Here is a 22,910-nt window from a genome sequence, read left to right as displayed (position 1 = left end):
CGCTTCCGGACACGGGACGTGGACGAGGCGCGCGAGGAACTGGACGCCCGCTACTACACGAGCCGGATGGACGTCGTCGACCGGGAGCGGCGCCCCTTCGCGGCGCGCTTCGACATCGTCGTGTTCGGCCCGCTGGTCATCGGTGACCTGAGCTGTGGGACGGACGTCCGGATGAGCTTCGGCGAGCTGGGCGCGTACCACCTGAACGCGCCGCTCCGCGGCACGATGGAGATGCGCCAGGGCGGGTCGACGGTGGTCGCGACGGCCGGGCGGGCCCTGCTGCTCGACCCGGCGGGGGACACCTTCCTCGACCGGTGGAGCGGGGACTGCCGGACGCTCGCCGTGAAGGTCGGCGCCGACGCCCTGCGCGAGCGGCTCGAACAGCTCGTCGGCCGTCCGCCGCGCGGTCCGCTCGCCTTCGCGCCCGCCCTGGACATCACCCGGGGGCCCGGTCTGAGCTGGGTCCGCTTCGCCCGTCAGGTCGCCGCCGGGGCGCTGGCGGGGGAGGGCCTGGCCCGGCACGAGCTGGTGGCGGGCCCGCTCCAGGAGGCCCTGCTCAACGGGCTGCTGCTCGCCGCCGAGCACCCCTGGCGGGAGGCGCTGGCGCACCCGGGGGAGCCGCGCCGCCCGGCCCCGGTCAAGCGGGTGATGGACGCGGTGCGGGAGCGGCCGGAGCATCCGTTCACCACCACCGAACTCGCCGCCCTGTCCCGGGTGAGCGTCCGCCGCCTCCAGGAGTCGTTCCGGGAGTACGTGGGGATGTCCCCGATGGCGTACGTGCGGGAGGTCCGGCTCGACCGGGTCCGCGAGGAGCTGCGGGCCGCCGCGCCGGACGAGGTGAGCGTGAGCGAGGTCGCCTGGCGCTGGGGCTTCGGCCACCAGGGGCGGTTCGCGGCGCGCTACCGGGAGAAGTACGGCGAGTCCCCGTCCCGCACCTTGCGCGCGGGGCGCTGACGGCCCGGGGTCCGGCCGGGGGAGCGGCCCGGCCGGGAGGGGTCCGCCCGGGGAGCGGCCCGGGTCCGTGGCGGGCCCCGGCACCCCACCGCGTACTCCTGCGGCGTCCCCGGGTCCCGCCGCGCACCCCCGCGGCACCCCGCCGCGCATTCCGGACAGGTGCCGCGTTCCGCGGCTCGCGATGATCTTCGGGCGGGCCTACGGTGGGTGGGTCAGGAGCGCTCGCGCTCCCGTGGCCCGGGGCCCGGCCGGCTCCCCCGTATCAGTCTGGCCGGGTTCCGCGCGGATCCTCCGCATCGGTCCGGCCGGGTTCCGCGCGGGTCCGCCGCCCGCCCGTTCAGTGCGGCCACCGGGGCGGGTCCACGCAGAAGCCGCCGCCCACGTAGAGGTCCTCGGCGCTGCCCTCCGGGGGGAGCCCGCACGCGGCGACGAGCCGCTCCGCGTACGGCTCCGAGTCGTCCTGCGGCACGTATCCGAGCGCCCGCGCGCTGGAGAGGTCCCACCACGCGCGCGTGTTGGCCGACGAGCCGTACACCACGGTGTGGCCGACGTCCCCGGCGGTCAGGGCCGCGTGCAGCAGCCGGGCGCAGTCGGCGGGACTGAGCCAGGTCGACAGCATCCGCACCGAGGTGGGCTCGGGGTAGCAGGAGCCGATCCGGACGGAGACGGTCTCGGTGCCGTACAGGTCCCAGTGGAGCTGGGCCAGGTCCTCGGCGAAGCACTTGGACAGCCCGTAGAAGGTGTCGGGCCGGTGCGGGGTGCCGACCGGGACGAGCGGCCCGCCCCCGCGCGGGCGCCGGGTGAACCCGACGGCGTGGTTGCTGGAGGCGAGGACCACCCGCCGGACGCCCTCCTCGCGGGCCGCCTCGTACAGATGGTGGGTCCCGGTGACGTTGGCCGCGAGGACCTTCTCGAAGGTCGACTCCAGGGAGATGCCCGCCAGGTGCACGATCGCGTCCACGCCCCGGACCGCCTCGCGCAGCGCGGCGCGGTCCGCGAGGTCGGCGACGACCGCGTCCGGCGCGCCCGGCACCGGCCGGACGTCCAGGAGGCGCAGCTCGTGGCCGTACGGGGGCAGCAGCTCCCGCATCATCGTGCCGACGCCCCCGGCGGCGCCGGTGAGCAGAACGGTGCGGGGTGCGGACATGGGGCTCATTCCCTCAGCTGGGTGCCATTCACAACCGTGGACACGCTAGGGAGGCTCCGAGGGGGCGTCAAGGGGCGGGCCCCGTCGTCCGCTTCCGTCCTTGACCGGCCAGGACGGGCTGAACTAGCGTGCGCGGGGATGCTGTTCACGCATGTGGATGACAGTCAGGACTGTGCACAGGACGGCTGTGTACACAGGACTTCCCCGGGAGCCCCCGTGACCCCTGCCCCGCTCGCCGACCGGCTCGACGGCCTGCTGTTCTTCCCCGTCACCGCCTTCGCGCCCGACGGCTCCGTCGACCTCGACGCCTTCCGCGCCCATGTGCGCGCGGGCGTGGACGCCGGGGCCGGGGCCGTCTTCGCCTGCTGCGGCACCGGCGAGTTCCACGCCCTCGCCCCCGAGGAGTTCCGGGACTGCGTCGCCGCCGCCGTCGAGGCGGCCGGGGGCCGGGTGCCCGTCGTCGCGGGCACCGGCTACGGCACCGCCCTCGCCGTCCGCTACGCCCGGCTCGCCGAGGAGGCGGGCGCCGACGGGCTCCTCGCCCTGCCGCCGTACCTCGTCGTCGCCGACCAGGCCGGACTCCTCCGCCACTACACCGAACTCGCCTCGGCCACCCGGCTCGACGTCATCGTCTACCAGCGCGACAACGCGGTCCTCACTCCCGAGACCGCCGTCGCCCTCGCCCGCACCGACGGCGTCATCGGCCTCAAGGACGGTGTCGGCGACCTCGGTCTGATGCAGCGGATCGTCAGCGCCGTCCGCTCCGAGGGCCTCGGCCTGCTCTACTTCAACGGCCTGCCGACCGCCGAACTCACCGCCACCGCCTACCGGGGCATCGGCGTCACCCTCTACTCCTCCGCCGCCTTCTGCTTCGCCCCCGACCTCGCCCTCGCCTTCCACCGCGCCCTCGCCACCGGCGACGACACCACCGCGGACCTGCTCGTCGACGTCTTCTACCGGCCCCTCGTCGAACTCCGCGACAAGGGACGCGGATACGCCGTCTCGCTCGTCAAGGCGGCGGTACGGGAAGGCGGCCAGGACGTCGGCGGGGTACGGCCGCCGCTGAGCGAACCCGCGCCCGAGCACGTCCGGGAACTCCTCCGGCTCGTCGCCCGCGCCCGTCGTCTCGTCCAGGAGACCGGCGCGTGAGGGCCGGAGCGTTCGTCTACCCCTGGGACGTCGACGGCGACCCCGCCGCCCCCGGGCTCCTCGCCGGACTCGGCCTCGCGCAGGTCACCCTCGCCGCCGCCTACCACTCCACCCGCGCCCTGACCCCCCGCCACCCCGCCCACCGGATCGTCACCGCCGCCCACGCCGCCGTGCTCTACCCGCCCGACCCGGACCGCTGGGCGGGCCGCGGGCTCCACCCGTACCCGGCGGGGGAGTGGGCCCCCGGCGACGCCTACGGGCGGGCCGCCGACGCCCTCGCCGCCGCCGGTCTCGACGTGCACAGCTGGGTCGTCCTGGCGCACAACTCCCGGCTGGGCGCCGAACATCCCGCGACCTCCGTCGTCAACGCCTACGGCGACCGCTACCCCTGGGCCCCCTGCGTCGGCCGCCCCGAGGTCCGCGCCCTCCTGGTGGACCTGGCCGCCGAGGCCGCCGTACGGCCCGGCGCCTCCGGCACCGAACTGGAGTCCTGCGGCTGGTACGGCCTCGCCCACCTCCACGCCCACGACAAGACGGGCGGCGTCCCGCTGGGCGACCGGGAGCAGTACCTGATGTCGCTCTGCTTCTGCTCCTCCTGCCGCGAGGGGTACGGGGCCGGGGGCGCCGACCCGGACGAACTGGCCGCCGCCGTGCGCGCCGCCCTCGCGCCCGTCTGGGCCGGGGCGGGACCGGCGGGCGGACTCGGCGCCCTGGAGGGCCCGGCCCTGGCCTGGCGCGCCGGGACCGCCCGCGCCTTCCAGGAGGCCGCCGTCGCCGCCGTACGGGCCGCCGCCCCGCCCGGATTCCGGATCCTGCTGCACGCCGACCCGGACCCGTACCGCTGCGGCGCCGACACCGGTACGGACCCGGCGCACGTCCTCGGCCTCGCGGACGGGGTCGTCGCCCGGCCGCCCCGGGTCGCGCACTTCGCGGCCCACGCCCGCCGGGACACCGTCCTCGCGGTGAACCTGCCCGTCGTCACCGGCATGGGCGGCACGCCCGCCCGCCTCGCCGACGACGCCCGCCGGGCCCGCGACGAGGGCGCGACCGAACTGCGGCTCTACCACGCGGGCCTCGCCTCGGACGGGGACCTGGCGGCGGTCCGCACGGCACTGGACGCACTGGCACGGGACGCGTCCTGAGGGACCGCCGGGGGTGCTTTCCGGCGGAGCCGGAGTGAACGGCCCCGGCGGGAAGCGCCCCTGACGGCTCGTGGGGGACGGGCCCCCGCGTGCTCGTCTCCGCCTCCCGTGCCGGGCGCCCGGCCGGTCGCGGGTGCCGTGCCCGGCCGGACGGGCTCAGCCCGCGTCCGTCTTCCCGTCCGTCTTCCCGTCCGTCCCCCTGTGCGTCTCCGCGTCCGGGGTTCCGTCCGAGGTCCCGTGCGGGGTCCCGGACGGGGCGGACAGCAGACGGGCGGTCGAGGCGCGGGTGTCCGCGACATGGGCGCGGGCCAGTGTCTCCGCCGCGTCCTCGTCGCCGTCCCGGACCGCCTCGTACAGGCGCTCGTGCGCCCCGCACATCGGCTCGCCGTCCGACTGCGCCGAGGTCAGCCGGAAGAGCCGCCGCAGCCGTGAGTCGAGCGGGGCCATCAGGTCCACCAGGAGCGGGTTCCCGGAGAGTTCGACGATCCGCCGGTGGAAGTCGGCGTTGAGCGAGACGGCCTCGCGGAGCCGCCCGGACTCCGCCGCCCTCCTGGCCCTCGCCAGGAGCCGCTCCAGGTCCCGCAGCCGCGCCGGGTCGGCGTGCCGCGCCGCGAGGCGGGCGGCCAGTCCCTCCAGGTTCTCCCGTACGTCGAAGAGGTACGCGGCCTCCTCGGGGCCGAAGTCCGCCACCACCGAGCCCCGGCGCGGCTGCACCGACAGGAACCCCTCCGACTCCAGGCGCTGCATCGCCTCGCGCACCGGCACCCGGGAGACCCGCAGCTCGTCGGCGATCTCCCGCTCCACGAGCCGCGTCCCCGCCGGGTACTCCGCCTCGATGATCCGCTCGCGCAGCTCCACGTAGACCCGCTCCCGCAGGGACGTGTGGGTGTCCCCGATGGCGGCGGCGCGGTCGGCGGGGCGGTGGACGGTCATCGGGCGGCTCCAGACGGGACGGGTGGTGGCGGGGCGGTGCCCGGCCGGTGCCGGGGGCGGGTGCCCGGACGGGGGGCGTCCCGGAGGGGCGGCGGGCGGCGCCCGGGGCGGTGCTGATCCGATCTTCGCAGACGGGGCCGCGCCGGGGCGCGCGGGCCGGAGGCGGGGGAGGGCCCCGGAAATCCAGCGGGCGTAAACCATTGTCTGGTATTCGGTATACCAGTTGGCTTGGCGCCGCACCGCGCTCACCAGGAGAGATCTCGACGGCTCCTTCGAGCCGAAACGGAATCCGCGAAGGAGCAGCCATGAGCGAGGCCCCAGGCCCGCCGCCGACCGACCCCGTCCCCGCCCCTCCCGCCGCCGAGCGGCCGACCGTCCCCGCTGCGGGTCGTCCCGGGGTCTCCGGTCGCCCCGGGCCGCCGGTCTCGCGGTCGCCCTCCGCGTCCGCCGCACCGACCCGGCCCGGTACGCGTCCCTGACCACGGTGGACGTGGAACGGGACTGACCCGGAAAACCGGGATGACCCGCACCCGCCGTGGGGGAGAGGATCTCCGGCGGCGGGGGAAGAAGCGGAAGAACGGGGTGGACGGTGGGGCCGGACGACGAGGCGCGTGCCTGGGACGCACGACTGGGCTGGGCCTTCGGGCTGATCGCGGAGGACCCCGCCGAGCGGGCCCTCGCGGTCGAACGCCAGGCCGGGGCCCGGCGGAACGCCCACGAGGCCCACGAGCGGTGGAACGAGCGCGGACGGGAGGCCGGGGCGCTGGGGTGGGAGGAGCAACGCCGTGACCCCGCCTTCGTACGGGTGGCCGAGGCGCACAAGGCGTACGGGGAAGCGGTGAGCCGCACGCTGCCCGACGGTCTCTGGGGGAACATGTCCGGCCGGGACATCCGGTCCTGGCCGGGACTGCCGTACGCCCTTCTCTTCCTGGAGTGGGAGGCCCGCTTCCCGCAGGAGTGGACGGAGCACGCCAAGGCATGGGAGACGAAGAAGTCCCTCCTGCGGAGACTCGCCCTCGCCGGACACGACGAGACGGTCAGGGCGAAGCTCACCGACCTGGTGGAGCTGGTCGTGCGACGGCCCCACCGCTGCGAGGACCGCACGTACGCGCACGTGGCACGGGCGGTCGACAGCGAGGAGCCGCGCCGTCGGCTCACGGCCCTCGCCGCCTCGGACGAGCCGTGGGTCCGCCTCAACGCGGGCTGCGTCCTCCGGCTGCTCGGGAACCCCGGGCTGGCGGTCTCCCGGCACACCTGGAACACCTGGCTCGCCGAAGCCCCGGACGGACGGTCTTCCGCCCCGCGCGGGTGAGGCCGCGGCCCGGACACGGGCGGGACGGACGACGTCCGCCGGGCTCCACGGGGAAAGGGGGGCGGGCCCCGGAGACGCTCCGGGGTCCGCCCCTCGCCGTCCGTGGGCGGCCGTCAGACCAGGTGGCCGTCCCTGGCGACCACCCGGCCCGCGCGGACCACCAGGTCGCGGCGGGGGAGGTCCACCACCACCTGGGGCAGGCACTCGCCGTCGAGCAGCATGAAGTCGGCGGGGGAGCCCGGGGTCAGGTCCGCCTTCGGCAGGCCCAGCAGTTCCGCGCCGCCGTCGGAGGCCAGCCGGAAACAGGCCTCCAGTTCCTCGTCGAGCCGCAGGTCGAGGGCCCAGGCCGCGAGCCAGGCGCGGTGCAGCATGTCCGCGTTGCCGAACGGGCTCCAGTTGTCCCGGACCCCGTCCGAGCCGAGCCCGACCCGCACCCCGCGCTCGGCGAGCCGCCGGAACGGCAGGATCGTCGTCACCGACAGCGCGACCGTCGTCAGCGCGATCCCCGCTTCCGCGAGCAGGTCCGCCGTCTCGTCCAGCTCCCGCCCGGAGAGCTCCGCCACCGCGAAGGCGTGCCCGACGCTCACCCGCCCCTGGAGCCCGAGGGCCCTGGTCCTGGCCGCGATGTCCCGCAGCGGCGCGAGACCCCGCTCGCCCCGGTCGTGGAGGTGGATGTCGAGCCCCAGACCGTGCTTCTCGGCGAGCGCGAAGACCGTGCCCAGCTGATCGCCCCCGGCCCCGCCGACGGCGTCGAAGCCCGCCGGGTCGATCCCGCCGACATGGCTGACCAGTCCGCTCGCCGCGGCCTCCGCGAGCAGTTCCGCGACCCCCGGCGTACGGACCACCCCGTGCTGCGGGAAGGCGACCAGCTCCACGTCGACGACGTCCGCGAGCCGCCGGGCCGCCTCCGCCACGCCCTCGATCCCCGCCAGGCCGTACGCCGGGGCCACGTCCGCGTGGGCGCGCATCGCCCGGGTGCCGGTCGCCGCCGCGTGGGACATCAGCCGCAGCGCCCGCTCGCCCACCGGGGTGGGCAGCGCGCGGGCCAGCTCCACGTCCCCCGCGACGTACTCGGCGATGCCGTCCGCCGGGCGCCTGCTCCGCCAGGGCTCGCCCCAGGACGTCTTGTCGGGGTGGATGTGCGCGTCGACCAGGGTCGGCAGCGCCAGCCGCCCACCACCGTCGATCCGCTCCACGACGGCGTCCCGGGGGACCTCCGCCACCAGGATTCCGTCGACCGCGACCAGGTCACGGACCGGCCCGCCGAACGGCCGGACGTCGTGGAACAGGGTCGCGATACGGGGCGGCGGGGTCACGGGGTCTCCTCGGGTGGGCAGGGCGGGACGGGGTGGGGCGGGATGCGTGGGCGGGTGGACGGACCATCGCGGCGGAACCGGCCGGACCGGCCGGAGCCGGACCCCGGCCGGACGGGGCCGGGGGCCGTTCCGGAACGGGGCCGTTCCAGAACCGGACCGGACCGCTACGACCCGGCCCGGACTCGCTCCGGACCGGCCGAAGCCGGATCAGACCGGACCGGATTCGCGGGTGTGCCGTCACAGCAATCTGGTATACCACGGGTGCTTCCCGGGTTCGCCGCCCCACCCCTCACCAGCGCAGTCCGTCACCGGGGCCGGGCCCCGTCGGACCGAGGCGGGTGGATCGAAGCCCTACAGCCCGAACGTCGGTACGGGCCAAGCCATACCGGCCAAGCCGTACGGGCCAAGCCGTACGGGCCAAGCCGTACGGGCCAAGCCGTACGAGCCAAGCCCTACGGCCCCGAGCCGTACGAGCCGGAGCCGTACGAGGTCGAGAGGCGGCGCGGCTGCGGCCGTGCGGGTCCGGCCCGCTGCCCCGGCGGCGCTCACCACGCCAGGTTCTCCAGCGCGTCCAGGTCCGGTTCCTCCGGTTCCTCCGGTTCCTGGTCGTCCCCGCCCGCCCTCAGCTCCGCCCAGATCGTCTTCCCGCGCCGCTCGTACCGGGTGCCCCACCGTTCCGCGTACTGCGCCACCAGATACAGTCCCCGCCCGCCCTCGTCCGTCGCCGCCGCGTGCCGCAGGTGCGGCGAGGTGCTGCTGCCGTCCGACACCTCGCAGATCAGCGTCCGGTCGTGGATCAGCCGGACCCGGACCGGATCGGCCCCGTACCGCACCGCGTTCGTGATCAGCTCGCTGAGGATCAGCTCCGCCGTGAACGCCAGCCCGTCGAGCCCCCACTCCGACAGCTTCGCCGCCGCCGCGTTCCGCACCGGGGACACCGCCGACGGGTCGCGGGGCACCTCCCACTCCGCGATCCGGTCCCGGTCGAGCAGCCGGGTCCGCGCCACGAGCAGCGCGATGTCGTCCTCCGGCGTCGGCGACAGGAGCGTCGCCAGCACGTCCGCGCAGGTCTGCTCCGGCGACCGGTCCGGGCGGGCGAGCGCCGACGCGAGCAGCCCGAGCCCCGCGCCGAAGTCCCGGTCCCGGTCCTTCAGGAGCCCGTCCGTGAACAGCACCAGTTTGCTGCCCTCCGGCAGCCGCAGCTCCGTCGTCCCGAACGACGCGTCCCCGAGCCCGAGGCCGAGCGGCAGCCCCGGCGGCACCTCCGGGAACTCGACCCGCCCGTCCGGACCCACCACCGCCGGTCCCGGATGCCCGGCGCTCGCCAGCGTGCACACCCCGGACACCGGGTCGTAGACCGCGTACAGGCACGTCGCTCCCGTGATGCCCTCCTCCCGGCGCCGTGCCTCACCCCCGTCCGGCCCCTGCCCCGTGACCCGCTCGTCGGTCCGGCCCGTCAGCTCGTCCAGGTGCCCGAGCAGCTCGTCCGGCGGCACGTCGAGCGTCGAGAAGTTGTGCACCGCCGTCCGCAGCCGCCCCATCGTCGCCGCCGCGTGCAGCCCGTGCCCCACCACGTCCCCCACCACCAGCGCCACCCGCGCCCCCGGCAGCGGGATCACGTCGAACCAGTCGCCGCCCACGCCCGCCTTCGCCGGGAGATAGCGGTACGCCCCGTCCACCGCGCTCAGCTCGGGCAGCGCCCGGGGCAGCAGGCTCCGCTGGAGCGTCACCGCCATCGTGTGCTCCCGGGTGAACCTGCGCGCGTTGTCGATCGCCACCGCCGCCCGCGCCGCCAGCTCCTCCGCGAACGACAGGTCCTCCTCGCCGAACGGCTCCGGGGTGTCCGCCCGCCAGAAGTTCGCCATCCCGAGGACCACGCCCCGCGCCCGCAGCGGCACCGTCAGGAGCGAGTGCATCCCGTACGCCAGGGCCTCCGCCGCCCCCCGGGGGTCCTGCGTCCGCCAGCCCTCCGCCGCCGCCAGCTCCGTCCGCACCGCGCGGCCCGCCGCCAGAGCCGTCGCGATCGGGGCGCCGGGCACCTCGAACCGCACGTCGTCCCCGACCGGCTGGAGCGGCTGGCCGGACCGCAGCCCGCTCAGCGCCGTCCGCCGCATCCGGGTGACGCCGACCGTCGTCGGCTCCTCCCCGCGCAGCACCGGTTCGAGCAGTTCCACCGTCGCGAAGTCCGCGAACCGGGGCACCGCCACCTCCGCCAGCTCCTCCGCCGTCCGTACGACCTCCAGCGTCGTCCCGATCCGCCCCCCGGCCTCGTATAGTAGTTCGAGACGGCCGCGTGCCAGCTCCGCCCGCCCGGCCAGCGCGGCCAGCTCGGTGGTGTCCCGCATCGTCATCACACTGCCGGGCCCGGCGCCGTCCGGCGCCGTGGGCCGCACGTTCACCGCGAGGAGCCGCCCGCCCGCCCGGTGCACCTCGTCGGTCGCCGTCCGCCCCGACACCAGGAGCCCGGCCGTACCGGGATCGAGACCCAGTTCCGTGACCCGCCGCCCCTCCGCGTCCCCCGGCAGGTCCAGCAGTCTGCGGGCCTCGTCGTTGGCGAGCAGCAGCCGCTGGTCGGGCCCCACGATCAGGACGCCCTCGCGGACCGCGTGCAGGACCGCCTCGTGGTGCTCCTTCATCCGGGTCATCTCGGCGGGCCCGAGGCCGTGCGTCTGCCGCCGCAGCCGTCTGCTCACCAGGGCCGCCCCGCCCACCGAGAGCACCAGCGCGCCCGCCGCCGCCCCGGCGAGGACCGGCAGCCGGTCGCCCATCATGTGCGAGATGCTCTCCACCTCTATGCCGCTGGTGACCATGCCGACGACCCGGCCCCGGGCGTCCAGCACCGGCACCACGGCCCGCACGGCGTCATGGGGGTTGCCCTGGTACTCCTCGGTGTAGGACTCGGCGTCCACGGTCGCCCGGGTGAAGTCACCGGCCGCCACCCGGCCGATCAGCGCCGGGTCGGAGTCGGTGTACCGCACGCCGGAGGGGCTCAGGACGGTGACGAAGTCCACCCCCGTGGCCACGCGGGCGGCCTCCGCGTGCGACTGGAGGGCCGTCGTCGGATCGGGCGAGGCCAGCGCCGCCGCCATGCCCGGCCCGTTCGCGAAGCCCTCGGCCACCGAGAGCGAACGGACCCGGGCGTCCCGGAGGGTGTCGCCGCGCGCCTGGTGGAACGTGACGAACGCGGCCGACACGATCACCAGGAGCGCGATCAGCGCCTCCAGGGCGAACACCTGCCCGGCGACGCTCCGCAGCCCGCTCCCGCGCCCCCGCGACCCGGCCCCGGGACCGGGCCCGGGAGCCGCCCCCGACGCCGTCCCGGCCCCGGACCCGCCCCCCGACCCCGCTCCTGAACCGGGAGCGGGCGAGGAGGGACCCGAAGGACCCGCACCCGACGGGGAGCCCGGACCGGGCCCCGCCCCGGCCGTGGTCCCGGGGCCCGCGCCCGCCCGGGGGCCGTGCGCGGGCGCCGCCGGGACGCCGGGGGCGGGGCCCGGACCCGGTTCGCGGCCCGCCGCGGGACCACCGGCCCCGGCCGTCCCCTGCCCGGCCACCGGGCCCGCGCCTCCCACCCGTACCGCCCCGGGAGCCGGAGGGGAGAGGGGCCCGGACGCCACCGCGTCGGGACCCGCCCCGGGCACCGTGCCCGCCCCCGGGCCCTGATCCGGGGGCGCCCCGGGAGCCGACAGCTGAGTCGGGTCCCGGTCCGGGCGGCGGGCCGGGCCGCGCCCCGCGCCGCGTCCCGGTCCCCGGGCCCTCATCCCGTGCTCCGGGCGACGAGCAGCGCCACGTCGTCCGCCGCGCCCGGCCGCCGCAGCGCCCGGAGCAGCAGGTCACAGCTCTCCTCCAGGGGCCCCCGCGCCTCGTCGAGCAGACCCACGAGCAGCGCGAGGCGCTCGTCGATCGGATCGTCACGGGTCTCGATCAGCCCGTCCGTGTAGAGCACGAGCCGGTCCCCGGGACGGAACGGCACCCTGGTCGTACGGAACGTCCCGCCGCCGACCCCGAGCGGCACCCCCGGCTCCACGGACACCAGTTCGGCGGGGCCGTCCACCGGGACCCGTACGGGCGGCAGATGGCCCGCGTTCGCGATCCGGCACCGGCCCCTGGCGGGGTCGTGCACCGCGAACAGACAGGTCGCGATGGAGTGCTCCAGGTCCTCCGTGATCCGGTCCAGGTGCCGCAGGACCTGCGGGGGCGACAGGTCGAGGTCCGCGAAGGCGCGGGTCGCGGTCCGCAGCCGCCCCATGACCGCCGCCGCCTCGATGCCGCTGCCCATCACGTCCCCGACGACCAGCGCCGTCTTGTCGTCGGGCAGCGCGATCGCGTCGTACCAGTCGCCGCCGACCTCGCTCGACGCCTGCGCGGGCTGGTAGCGGGCCGCGAGCTCCAGACCCGGGCGCTCCGGCGGCAGCCCCGGCAGCAGACTGCGCTGGAGCGTCACCGCCGAGTTCCGGACGCTCTGGTACCAGCGCGCGTTGTCGATGCTCACGGCCGCGCGGGCCGCCAGCTCCGTCGCGAGCAGCACGTCGTCGGCGTCGAAGGGCAGCGGGTTGCGGTCCCGCTTGAGGTCGAGCGCGCCCAGCACCTCACCGCGCGCGATCAGCGGCACCGCCAGATACGAGTGGACCCCGGCCCGCGCGAGCCGCACCGCCGCCTCGGGGCTCCGCGCGATCCTGGCCAGGTCACCGGGGCCGACCCGCTCGACCAGCACGGGCAGCCCGGTGCGCACGCACCGGGTGACGAGCCGGTCCGCCCCGTACCGGGCGACCGTCCCCGGCGGGTCCGCCGCCTCCCGCGCCCCGGTCCCGGTCGCCGCCTTCAGCGCGAGCGCCCGGAACACCTCGGGGCCCTCCGAGGGGGCGCCCGGCCTGCGCAGGGTCAGGACGGAGTCGAGGACGTCGACGGCGGCGACGTCCGCCAGCTCCGGCACCACGACGTCCGCCAGCTCGTCGGCGGTCCGCTCCACCTCCAGGGTGGTGCCGACCCGGGCCGCCGCGTCCGCGACCAGCGCGAGCCGCCGCCGGGACCGGTCCGCCTCGGCGTCCGCCCGGTACCGCTCGGTCACGTCGATCACGGAGGCGGCGACGCCCAGGACGCGGTTCTCGGAGCCTTCGAGCCGGTAGAGCGACACCACCCAGGCGTGGTCGTGGTCGGGGTCGGCGGGGGTCCGGCCGACCACCTGGTGGTCGAGCAGCGGGGTCCCCGTGGCCAGGACGGCCCGCAGCGAGCCCTCCAGGGAGACGGAGTCCACCAGCGGCAGCATGTCCCCGATCCGCCGTCCGACGTGCAGGGCGGCGGGCAGCCCGTTGATCCGCTCCAGGGCCGGGTTGACCAGGACGTACCGCAGTTCGGGGTCGAGGACGGCGAGGCCGATCGGGGACTGCGAGACCAGCCGGTCGGAGAGCGCCAGCTCGGTCTCGATCCGCTCGACGACCGTGTGGTCGGCGGCGATCCCCAGGGCGAACAGGCCCCCCAGGTCGTCGGTGAGCCGCATGTTCCGGAACTCCACCCGCCGGACCGTGCCGTCCTTGTGCCGTACGGGGAAGGCGCCCGCCCAGGTGGTGCCGTCGCGCAGCACCTCGCCGAAGAGCCGCAGGGCGTCCTCCCGGTGCTCCTCGCCGACGATCAGCCGTGCCGCGTACCGCCCGAGGGCCTCTTCGGCGCTGAAGCCGAAGAGGTCCTGGGCCCGGGGGCTCCAGAGCACGATCCGCCCCCGGGCGTCCACCACGACGGCGGCGACCCCGAGCACATCGAGGAGCCCCGCCCCGTCCAGGGGCACACCCGCCCGCCCTGTCGTCCCAGAGAAGGAACCGGCCGTCACGCTGCCCTCCTCCCGCCGCGCCTCCTTCCATGCTCCCCGCCCACCGGCCCCGCCGCACCCGCGAGGGCCCCCGAGTCTTCCCTGATCACCACCGTAGGGGACCGGACCGCCGGACCCGGACGCCGTCCCCGACGGTCCGGCGCCGGTACGTCCGCCGGACCGTCGGGGACGGGGGCGGGGCCGGGTCCCCGTCAGGCGCCGCCGAGCCCCGCCTCGCGCGCCCGTACGACGGCCTCCGCCCTGCTGGCCGCCTGGAGCTTCGCCAGGATGTTGGAGACGTGGTTGCGGACGGTCTTCTGGCTGAGGGCGAGCCGCCGGGAGACGGCCGGGTTGTCCAGGCCCCGGGCCACCAGATCGAGGACCTCCCGTTCCCGCACGGTCAGTTCGGGCAGGGGCACGGGGGCCGTTCCGGGGGAGCGCAGCCCGGTGAGGTAGGCCACCGCGCGCGAGGCCACGGCCGGGCCGAGGATGACCTCGCCGTTGGCCACGGCCCGTACCGCCCGCTCGATCTCCCCGGGCCCCGCGCCCTTCAGGAGGTAGCCGCGCGCGCCCGTGCGCATGGCGGCGAACACCGAGTCGTCGTCGTCCAGCATCGTCAGGACCAGTACGGCGGTCCCCGGCCGGACCCGCAGCATGGTGCGGATGGCGTCGATCCCGGACGGCAGGCGGTCGCCCAGGTGGAGATCGACGACGGCGAGGTCGGGGCCGTGCGTCCCCACCGCCGCCACGGCCGCCTCCGCCGTCCCCGCCTCGGCGACCACGGTCACCCCCGGGAGCGCCCCCAGCAGGATCGACAGGCCCATGCGGAACACCGGATGGTCGTCGACGAGCACCACCCGGATGCCGGGCCCGGAGCCCGGTCCGGAGTCCGGCCCCGCCCCCACCCCGACCCCGACCCCCGTTCCCCTCTCCATTCCGGCCCCGGCCCCGGCCCTCATTCCGCTCTCCACCCCGATCCCGACTCCGACTCCGACACCGATCCCCACCCCCGGATCACCGCTCATGCGAAGGGGCCGCCTTCCGCTGGAGGGGGATGCGGAGGACCAGTCGGGTGCCCTGCCCCGAGCTGCCCGGATGCCAGGTCACGGTGCCGCCGGCCTCCTCCGCCCGCTCCCGCATCGACTGCGTCCCCACCCCCGGGCGACTGCCCGGGACCACGCCCCGGCCGTCGTCCTCGACCACCACGGTGAGCACCTCACGGCCTTCGAGCTCCGCCACGCAGGTACGGGCCCCGGAGTGCCGGGCCACGTTCCGGATAGCCTCCGCGACGATCGCGTACACCGTCCCCGCGATCTCGGCGGGCACCGGCCCCGCGCCCCGGTCGCGCACGCTGACCGCGAGGCCGTCCGCCTCGTACCGCATCACCAGTTCCCGGAGCGCCCCGACGAGCCCCAGTTCGGCGAGGACGGGCGGTACCAGCCCCCGCGCCAGGACCCGTACGTCCTCGACGCACAGGTCCAGCTCGTGCCGGAGCCGGGCGAGCAGCGGAGGGGCGGGGCCCGTCCCGGGGCGGCCGAGCTCGACGGCCGCCAGACCCAGGCCGATGCCCGCGAGGGCGGGCCCGAGGTGGTCGTGGAGTTCACGGCGCAGGGCGCGCCGCTCGTCGTCGCGGGCGGCGGCCAGCCGGCCCCGGGACTCGCGCAGCTCCCTGGTGACCGTGGCGAGCCGCACGGCGCTCGCGACGACGGGCGCGACCTCGCCCAGCGAGGTGCGGGCCCGCCGGTCGAGGCGTTCTCCGGGGCGGCAGGTCACCAGCAGTTCCCCGGCGGCCCGCCGCCCCACGGCCAGGGCGAGACGGATCGGCTCCGTCCCCGGGGCCGGAGCCCCGGCGTGGGTGAGCCGCCGCCCGTCCGTACCGAACACCTGTACGGAGCTGAGGTTGAAGGAGGCGGCGACGCTCTCCGCCATGCCGGTCAGGACCTCCTCGGGGGTGGCCGCGCTGCTCAGGTGTCCCTTGACCCGGCTGAGCGCCGGAACGGCCGCCTCGCCGTGCACGAGCCGGTCCACCCGCCGTTGCAGCCAGGCCCGCAACGGCTGGAAGCACGCCGCCACCGCCGCCGTCGCGAGGACCCCGGTCAGGACGTCGTCGCCGCCCGGCAGCGCGAGCCCGAGCAGGGCGACCGCGCCGAAGTGGGTGGCGATCAGCAGACCGGTGAGGAGCGCCCCGACCAGGGTCCGGCTGACGGCGAGTCCGATGTCCCACAGCTGCTGCCCGAGGACCACGACCATGATCGCCGCCGGGAAGAACGCCTGCGAGGCCAGATGGGTGAGCGGGATGACCACCTCCGTCATCGGGTGCCCGCTCTCCTGCCAGATCATCAGCGGGACGAACGTGAGGGAGACGAGCGCGCCGCCGATGGCCAGCCAGCCCAGTCCGCGCGCGGACGGCTCCCGCAGCCGCCGGAGACCGGCGTGGGCCGCCGCCGCCAGGCCCAGCACCGCGACCGCCCCCAGGACCCACAGCTGGAGGACGTCGCGGAACCGGGTCCAGCCCTCGTCGCGGATCGCCAGCGGGGAGAACGGTTCGTCCGCAGGCCACGGCCACGCCGAGGTCAGCCTGACCGTCAGCCCGAGCGCGATCGCCATGACCCCGGCCGCCACCGCCGCCTTCGCGAGGCGCCCGGGGCGCGGCGCGGCCAGCAGGTACGGCACGATCAGGATCAGGGCGAAGGTGCCCGGGATCCACGCGGTGCCCTGCAGGACGGCCCAGGGCGGAGGGGACTCCATGCCGCCGAACATCGGGACGAGCTGCGGTGTCAGCGCGGCCACCCCGCCGCCGACGGAGTGCAGGGCGACGATCCAGGCCACCGGATGGAACCGGCGCCGCAGGACCACGGCCGCGGTCAGGCCGTAGACCAGGGCGTCCGTGACGTCCGCGACGCTGTACAACTGCTCCGAGTAGGGCGGTACGTCCCCGGACAGCATCAGCGCCAGCGCGGCGAGGGCCGGGCCCCACGACAGTGTCAGTACGGCCAGCGCGGCGCCCCCGTGCCCGTCGCCGGTGGCGGCCCGCCGGGCCGCCGATCCGATTCTCCCCATCCGCTCAGAGTCCCAGCCGGGGCCGTCCCGGGGCGAAGCGTTGCCCCGGCGATTCCTGGCCCGCTGGTGTTCTTCTCCGTCCCGCAGGGCCCGGACATCACCTCTGGGCCGGACGTCGACCCCTGAGCCCGGACACCGCTCCATGGGCCCGGACATCGACCCCTGGGCCCGGACATCGACCCCTGAGCCGGACGGAGCCCGGCCGCCGGAGCTCCTCCCTCATCCCTGGGGAGCCTCCTCGGCCACCCGTCCGGCGCCCCGCTTCTCGTACCGCAGAGCCGCCCCCGTCGCGAGCGCGCCCAGGCCCTCCCAGAGGCCGACGCCGAGGAAACCGCTCGGGGCGCGGCCCGTGAGGACGGCGAGGGTGAAGACCGCGCAGGTCAGAAGCCGGAAGGGGACCGTCCAACGGAAGAAGGGCTTCCAGTCGGCGAGGGCGGCCAGCACGTAGTAGACGCCCATGTTGAGTGCGGCCATCGAGGAGGCGGTCAGGAAGACCAGGGTGTGATCGCCGTCCGCGCGCCCGCCGTCGGGCACCGGCTCGAAGCCCATCACGGTCAGCAGGGCGTCCGGGACGACCAGTCCGACGACCCCGAGCACGGCGGCGAGCACCCCGAAGACGGCCATGGTCCAGCCGGAGAGGGAACGGGGCAGGCGCACGGCGGTCCTCCGCGGGATCTCTGTTCGGGTCGTCCACCCGACTCGAATGCGTGCTCGGAAACGAGCGTGCCCCTGCTTACCGTGTGACGGGCCCCGACGGCCAATCGGGGCCCCGAACAGGCCGTTCCACGGCCGGAAACCGCGCGCCGCACGGGAGCGCCCGCCCGCCCGGAGCCCCCGCCCGCCCCGCCGGAGCGCCCGCCCCGCCCGTGCTCACCCGCGCTTCAGCGCCGCCGCCATCATCTTCTGCGCCACCGGGGCCGCGAGCCCGTTGCCGCTGACCTCGGAGCGGGCCGCGCCCGAGTCCTCGATCAGCACCGCGACGGCGACCTGCTTCCCGGTCGACGGGTCCTTCGCGTACGAGGTGAACCAGGCGTACGGGGTCTTGCTGTTGTTCTCGCCGTGCTGGGCCGTACCCGTCTTGCCGCCGACCTCGGCCCCCGCGACGGCCGCGTTGCCGCCCGTGCCCCGCTCCACGACCGTCTGCATCGCGCTGCGCAGTTGCCCCGCGGTGGACGAGGAGACGATCCGCCGGGTGTCCCCGTCCTCGAACGTGGTGAGCGGGTCGCCGCCGGAGTCGACGACCTCCGACACCATGTGCGGGGCGGCCAGCAGACCGTCGTTGGCGATCGCCGCCGACACCATCGCCATCTGGAGCGGGGTGGCGGTCACGTCGAACTGTCCGATGCCGGTGAGCGCGGTCTGCGCCCGGTCCATGCCGGAGGGGTACACGCTCGCGTAGGCGCGGACCGGGACGTCCAGCTCGGCGTCGTTGAAGCCGAACTTCTCGGCCATGGCCCGCACCTTGTCCTGCCCCAGGTCGGCCGCCAGCTTCGCGAAGACGTTGTTGCAGGAGTACTGGAGCGCGGTGCGGATCGTGGCGTCCGCGCAGGGCGCCGAGGCGCTCTCGTTCGGCAGCACGGTCCGGGTGCCCGGCAGGGTGTACGGGGAGGGGCTGTCCGTCGCCGTGTCCACGGAGCCGTAGAGCCCGTCCTCCAGCGCCGCCGCCGCGACGACCAGCTTGAAGGTCGAGCCGGGCGGCAGCGGCTGGCGCAGCGCCCGGTTGACCATCGGCTTGTCCTCGTCGGTGGTCAGCGCCTGCCACGCCGCGCCGTCCGAGGTCCCGGCGATCCTCGACGGATCGTAGGACGGGGTGGAGACCATGGCGAGGATCCGGCCGGTCGCCGGATCGACGGCCACGGCCGCGCCCTTCTTCTTCCCGAGCGCCCGGTAGGCCGCCTTCTGCACGTCCGGGTCGATCGTGGTGACGACCGTGCCGGGCTTCTGCTGTTCCCGGGTGACGGCGTCGAGCGGGCTCTTCAGCCGGTCGTCGGTGCCGTCGAGGACGTCCGCGTAGACGCCCTCCAGCTGGGTCGCCCCGTACGCCTGCGAGCTGTAGCCGGTGACCGCCGCGTACAGCTCGCCGTCGGTGTACGTGCGCTGGTACCGGAGATCCGTCCCCTCCGTCCTCTTCGAGCCGGTGACCGGATCACCGGCCACGACGATGTTCCCGAGCGGCTGCGCGTACTGCGCGATCGTCTTCCGCCGGTTCTTCTGGTCGTCCGCGAGCGCCTTGCCCTGGTACGCCTGCACCCAGGTGGCCCGGCCCAGCAGGGCGAGCACCAGGATCAGCACGAAGACAGAGGTGCGCCTGATCGTCTTGTTCATGGCACCCAGAGGGACGAACGGGCCGGTGGGGGACGTTCCGGATGTGTCCGGTTTCTCAGCGAACCTTCATGTCCGGCCGCCGCCGTCCCCGGAGCTTCCCTCCGCCGGGCTTCCCTCCACCGGGCCCCGCCGCCCGTGCTCATCCCGCCGTACGCCGACCCTCGTCCCGGGGCGTGGGACGGGCAGAATTGACCCGACAATTCACTGGTGAATTGCACCACTTCCCAGGGTCAATGGGCGCCTAGGGTTGTCCTCATGAACGAGAACACGACCTTCGCCCCGCTCCTGACCCGCGCCGCCACCGCCGAGACCACCGCCGACCCGAGCAGTGTGATGACCCTCCTCGCCGACTCCGAGGGCACCGGCGGACAGCTCACCAGCTACCGCTCCACCTTCGCGAAGGGCGCGGGCGGCGCCCCGGCGCACTTCCACACCAAGGCGTCGGAGATGTTCTACGTGCTCGACGGCTCGCTCCAGGTCCTGGTGGGCGAGGAGCTGTCCGTCCTGGAGCGGGGCGACTTCCTGCTCGTCCCGCCGCACACCCCGCACGCCTTCGCGGCGGCGCCCGGCGCCGAGGCGGACGTCCTGTTCGTCTTCACCCCGGGGATGGCCCGCTTCGACTACCTGCGCCTGCTCGGCCGGGTCATGCGCGGCGAGGCGGACTTCGAGGAGATCAAGGCGTCCTCGGAGCAGTACGACAACCACTACGTGGACAGCCCGGTCTGGCGTGCGGCGCTCGCCGAGCGCGGCTGACCGGACCCCGGCCTGACCGGATTCCGGCCCGGCCCCGGATTCCGGCCCGGCCCCGGGCTCAGAGCCGCCGGGTCGCCAGGGCCAGCCGGTCCCGCGCGTCGAACAGCGCGTCCTTGACGGTCTGTTCATGGGCCGGAGTCAGCCGGGCGACCGGCACCGAGCAGCTGATGGCGTCCCGCGCCGGGGTCCGGTACGGGATCGCGACGCCGAAGCAGCGCAGCCCCACCGTGTTCTCCTCGCGGTCCACCGCGAGCCCCCGCTCACGGATGACCCGCAGCTCCTCGATGAGCCGCTCGCGGTCCGTGACGGTGTGCTCGGTCAGCGCGGGCAGCGTCTCCGGCAGCAGCTTGCGCACCTGCTCGTCCGTGTGGGTGGCCAGCAGCGCCTTGCCCAGCGAGGTCGAGTGCGCGGGCAGCCTGCGCCCGACCCGGGTGAACGGGCGCAGATAGTGCTGGGACTGACGGGTCGCCAGATACACCACGTTGGTGCCGTCGAGCCGCGCCAGATGGATGGTCTCGGTGGTGTCGTCGGAGAGCCGGTCCAGAGCGGGCCGGGCGGCGGCCACCACCTCGTCGCCGTCGATGTACGAGGTGCCGACGAGCAGCGCCCGGACCCCGATGCCGTACCGGGTGCCGGTCGAGTCCGTCTCCACCCAGCCCAGTTCGACCAGGGTCCGCAGCAGCATGTACAGGCTGGACTTGGGGTAGCCGACGGCCTCCTGGACCGTGGCCAGCGAGTGCATCCCGGGGCGCCCCGCGAAGTACTCCAGCAGTTCCACGGTCCGCACCGCGGACTTCACCTGTGCCCCGCCCGCGTCGGAAGTCCCCATGACCCTCGCCCCTTTCCCCTCGTCCGGTGGCCGCCTGGCCGGACAGGCCCCTTGTGGGACGGCCGGGCCGTCCCTAGAGTCCCGTACGGATGCTTGTTCATCCACAGGAACGTTGTTCAGAATAGCGAACAGGGGCGTGACGGTGGCGGCAGGACCAGTGTGGAGCGTGGACCCCCGGACGGGGAAGCCGCGGGAGCGGGTCGCGGTGGAGGCCACCGCCGAGGACGTCGACCGCTCCGTACGGGCCGCGCACGCGGTCCGGGAGAGCCTCGCCGACCGGACCGTGCGCGCCTCCTTCCTCCGTACCGCCGCCGACCTCCTCGACGGGGCCGCCGACCGGATCGTGGCCGCCGCCGACGCCGAGACCGCCCTAGGACCCGTCCGGCTCACCGGCGAACTCGCCCGCACCACCGCCCAGCTGAGGGCCTTCGCGGAGGTCGTCGACGACGGCTCCTATCTCGATGTGCGCATCGACCTGCCCGACCCCGGGGCCGTCCCGCCCCGGCCGGACCTGCGCCGCTGGAAGATCCCCCTGGGCGTCGTCGCCGTCTACGCGGCCAGCAACTTCCCGCTCGCCTTCTCCGTACCCGGCGGCGACACCGCCAGCGCCCTCGCGGCGGGCTGCCCCGTGGTCGTCAAGGCCCACCCCGACCATCCGGCCACCTCCGAGCTGTGCGCCGCGCTGCTCCGCCGCGCCGCCGCCGACAGCGGCCTCCCGGAGGACGTCGTCGTCCTCCTCCACGGCTTCGACGCGGGCGTGGAACTGGTCCGGCACCCGCTCGTCGCGGCGGCCGGATTCACCGGCTCGGTGCGCGGTGGCCGCGCCCTCTTCGACGCCGCCGCGGCCCGACCCGTCCCCATCCCCTTCCACGGCGAACTCGGCTCCCTCAACCCGGTGGTGCTCACCGCCGCCGCGACGGGGGAGCGCGCCGAGGAGCTCGGCGCGGGTCTGGCCGCCTCCATGACCCTGGGCGCGGGCCAGTTCTGCACCAAGCCCGGCCTCGTCCTCGCCCCCTCCGGCGAGGCGGGCGACCGCTTCCTCGACGCCCTCGCCGCCGCGCTCGCCGCGACCGGCCCGGCCGTCCTGCTCGACCACCGGATGCGGGAGGCGTTCGTCACCGGAGCCGCCGGGCGCGCCGCGCTCTCCGGGGTGAAGACGCCCGTCGCCCCCGGGGCGGCGGACCCGCACACGGTCACCGCCGGGGTCCTCGCCGTCGACGCCGCCCGGCTCACCGAGGACGGCCACCGCCTCCTCCTGGAGGAGTGCTTCGGTCCCGTCACCGTCGTCGCCCGCTACACCTCCCGTACGGAGCTGACGGAGGTCCTCTCCCGGCTGCCCGGCAGCCTCACCGCCACCCTGCACATCGGCGCCGACGACCGGGAGGCAGCCGGGCTCCTCGCCGAACTCGCCCCGCTCGCGGGCCGGGTGCTCGTCGACGGCTGGCCCACCGGCGTCGCGGTCGCCGCCGCCCAGCACCACGGCGGCCCCTACCCGGCCACCACCTCCACCTCGACCTCGGTCGGCGCGACCGCGATCGAGCGCTGGCTCCGCCCGGTCGCCTACCAGTCGACCCCGGACCACCTGCTCCCGCCGGAACTCCGCGACGGGAACCCGCGGGGAGTACGGAGACACTGAGACGGGAGGGGGCGGGCCTCCGCCGCCCGGCGTCCGCCGCCTGTCGCCCACTGCCTGTCGTCCGCTGCCTGTCGTCCACTGCCTGCCGTCCGGCCGCTGGGCCCGGATCGCGGCCCGGGGCCGGTCCCGGCCGGGCTTCCACCGGGGCCTGTCCGGTCCTGCCGCTCCGAACTCCGTTCCTACCGGGCGGGCTCGGCCCGGGGCCCGCCCGCCCCTGAGCGCCGAAGGCAAGGGGCGGACTCCACGGTCCTGCCCGGGGGCCGGACCGGACGAGCGGCCCCGGTACCGGTCGCGGTGGAGGACTCCTGGCCCGGCCGAGGCTGCCCCTGGGGCCCGCCACGAGGGCCCCGGGCTCACTGTGTGGGCCCTGCCCTGGCGTGGCACTCCGCGCCGGAGGGACGAGTCCGCCTCGGTCCCGGCCGTCCCGGGGTACGGGCCTGGCGGTAGCGGACGAGTCTGTACGGGCGGGGCATCGCCCTGGTCCTGTCTGGCGGGCCCCGGGGGGTCGGCGGGCCCGCTCCGGCTGGGCCCGCTCGAACGGGGCTCTGCCC

The 22,910-nt window shown here is 75.8% G+C and carries 16 protein-coding genes; 6 read left to right on the top strand and 10 right to left on the bottom strand.

Annotated features, from left to right (window positions below):
- The first annotated feature begins 18 nt into the window (after nucleotides 1–18).
- Nucleotides 19–954 carry an AraC family transcriptional regulator gene (locus tag ACFXGN_RS07555; protein WP_384854791.1) on the top strand — a complete coding sequence of 312 codons (936 nt, stop codon included), beginning with the start codon at nucleotides 19–21 and terminating at the stop codon, nucleotides 952–954.
- A 337-nt stretch (nucleotides 955–1,291) separates the two neighbouring features.
- Here the strand turns inward: ACFXGN_RS07555 and ACFXGN_RS07550 are convergent, their stop codons facing one another.
- Nucleotides 1,292–2,101, bottom strand: coding sequence for an NAD-dependent epimerase/dehydratase family protein (locus ACFXGN_RS07550; RefSeq protein ID WP_384854789.1), 810 nt, complete (start codon nucleotides 2,099–2,101; stop codon nucleotides 1,292–1,294).
- Nucleotides 2,102–2,317: 216 nt separating this feature from the next.
- On the opposite strand from ACFXGN_RS07550, the gene ACFXGN_RS07545 reads away from it, so the two are divergent.
- Together ACFXGN_RS07545 and ACFXGN_RS07540 are read left to right on the top strand one after the other, a co-directional pair.
- Entirely contained in the window at nucleotides 2,318–3,250 is a 933-nt protein-coding gene (locus ACFXGN_RS07545) for a 5-dehydro-4-deoxyglucarate dehydratase (protein ID WP_384854786.1), read from the top strand.
- Complete coding sequence (locus tag ACFXGN_RS07540) at nucleotides 3,247–4,392, top strand: hypothetical protein (protein ID WP_384854783.1); 1,146 nt, start codon at nucleotides 3,247–3,249, stop codon at nucleotides 4,390–4,392. Before ACFXGN_RS07545 ends, ACFXGN_RS07540 begins: the two co-directional genes overlap by 4 nt.
- A 156-nt stretch (nucleotides 4,393–4,548) precedes the next feature.
- Here ACFXGN_RS07540 and ACFXGN_RS07535 read toward each other — a convergent pair whose 3' ends face one another.
- A complete protein-coding gene (locus ACFXGN_RS07535) occupies nucleotides 4,549–5,325 on the bottom strand; it encodes a GntR family transcriptional regulator (RefSeq protein WP_384854781.1) in 777 nt (258 codons plus the stop codon).
- A gap of 589 nt (nucleotides 5,326–5,914) precedes the next feature.
- On the opposite strand from ACFXGN_RS07535, the gene ACFXGN_RS07530 reads away from it, so the two are divergent.
- Nucleotides 5,915–6,637: a hypothetical protein gene (locus ACFXGN_RS07530; protein ID WP_384854778.1), complete on the top strand. Its 723-nt coding sequence runs from the start codon at nucleotides 5,915–5,917 to the stop codon at nucleotides 6,635–6,637.
- Between the two features lie 113 nt (nucleotides 6,638–6,750).
- On the opposite strand, the gene ACFXGN_RS07525 is transcribed toward ACFXGN_RS07530, so the two are convergent.
- The 7 genes from ACFXGN_RS07525 to ACFXGN_RS07495 all read right to left on the bottom strand — a co-directional run bounded on the left by ACFXGN_RS07525 (nucleotide 6,751) and on the right by ACFXGN_RS07495 (nucleotide 19,141).
- On the bottom strand, nucleotides 6,751–7,974 hold the full coding sequence (locus ACFXGN_RS07525) for an amidohydrolase (protein WP_384855872.1): 1,224 nt from the start codon (nucleotides 7,972–7,974) through the stop codon (nucleotides 6,751–6,753).
- 524 nt (nucleotides 7,975–8,498) lie between these two features.
- The gene (locus ACFXGN_RS07520; RefSeq protein ID WP_384854775.1) at nucleotides 8,499–11,186 is read right to left on the bottom strand and encodes a SpoIIE family protein phosphatase; all 2,688 of its coding nucleotides are present in this window, start codon (nucleotides 11,184–11,186) and stop codon (nucleotides 8,499–8,501) included.
- Nucleotides 11,187–11,710: 524 nt separating this feature from the next.
- On the bottom strand, nucleotides 11,711–13,777 hold the full coding sequence (locus ACFXGN_RS07515) for a SpoIIE family protein phosphatase (RefSeq protein ID WP_384854773.1): 2,067 nt from the start codon (nucleotides 13,775–13,777) through the stop codon (nucleotides 11,711–11,713).
- Nucleotides 13,778–13,968: 191 nt separating this feature from the next.
- Nucleotides 13,969–14,691 (bottom strand): response regulator, encoded by a 723-nt coding sequence (locus ACFXGN_RS07510; RefSeq protein WP_384854770.1) that lies wholly within the window; start codon nucleotides 14,689–14,691, stop codon nucleotides 13,969–13,971.
- Between the two features lie 79 nt (nucleotides 14,692–14,770).
- Complete coding sequence (locus ACFXGN_RS07505) at nucleotides 14,771–16,816, bottom strand: sensor histidine kinase (RefSeq protein ID WP_384854768.1); 2,046 nt, start codon at nucleotides 16,814–16,816, stop codon at nucleotides 14,771–14,773.
- A gap of 219 nt (nucleotides 16,817–17,035) precedes the next feature.
- Entirely contained in the window at nucleotides 17,036–17,440 is a 405-nt protein-coding gene (locus ACFXGN_RS07500) for a hypothetical protein (protein ID WP_384855869.1), read from the bottom strand.
- 246 nt (nucleotides 17,441–17,686) lie between these two features.
- Nucleotides 17,687–19,141, bottom strand: coding sequence for a peptidoglycan D,D-transpeptidase FtsI family protein (locus ACFXGN_RS07495; protein WP_384854766.1), 1,455 nt, complete (start codon nucleotides 19,139–19,141; stop codon nucleotides 17,687–17,689).
- Nucleotides 19,142–19,396: 255 nt separating this feature from the next.
- Between ACFXGN_RS07495 and ACFXGN_RS07490 the strand changes: the two genes are divergently transcribed.
- Nucleotides 19,397–19,894 carry a cupin domain-containing protein gene (locus ACFXGN_RS07490; protein WP_384854763.1) on the top strand — a complete coding sequence of 166 codons (498 nt, stop codon included), beginning with the start codon at nucleotides 19,397–19,399 and terminating at the stop codon, nucleotides 19,892–19,894.
- A gap of 58 nt (nucleotides 19,895–19,952) precedes the next feature.
- Here the strand turns inward: ACFXGN_RS07490 and ACFXGN_RS07485 are convergent, their stop codons facing one another.
- A complete protein-coding gene (locus tag ACFXGN_RS07485) occupies nucleotides 19,953–20,723 on the bottom strand; it encodes an IclR family transcriptional regulator (RefSeq protein ID WP_384854762.1) in 771 nt (256 codons plus the stop codon).
- A gap of 142 nt (nucleotides 20,724–20,865) precedes the next feature.
- Between ACFXGN_RS07485 and ACFXGN_RS07480 the strand changes: the two genes are divergently transcribed.
- Nucleotides 20,866–22,359 (top strand): aldehyde dehydrogenase (NADP(+)), encoded by a 1,494-nt coding sequence (locus ACFXGN_RS07480; RefSeq protein WP_384854759.1) that lies wholly within the window; start codon nucleotides 20,866–20,868, stop codon nucleotides 22,357–22,359.
- Nucleotides 22,360–22,910: the final 551 nt, after the last annotated feature.

Source organism: Streptomyces sp. NPDC059247, assembly GCF_042754005.1.
GTDB lineage: Bacteria > Actinomycetota > Actinomycetes > Streptomycetales > Streptomycetaceae > Streptomyces.
This window is presented reverse-complemented; position numbering and strand designations above follow the sequence as displayed.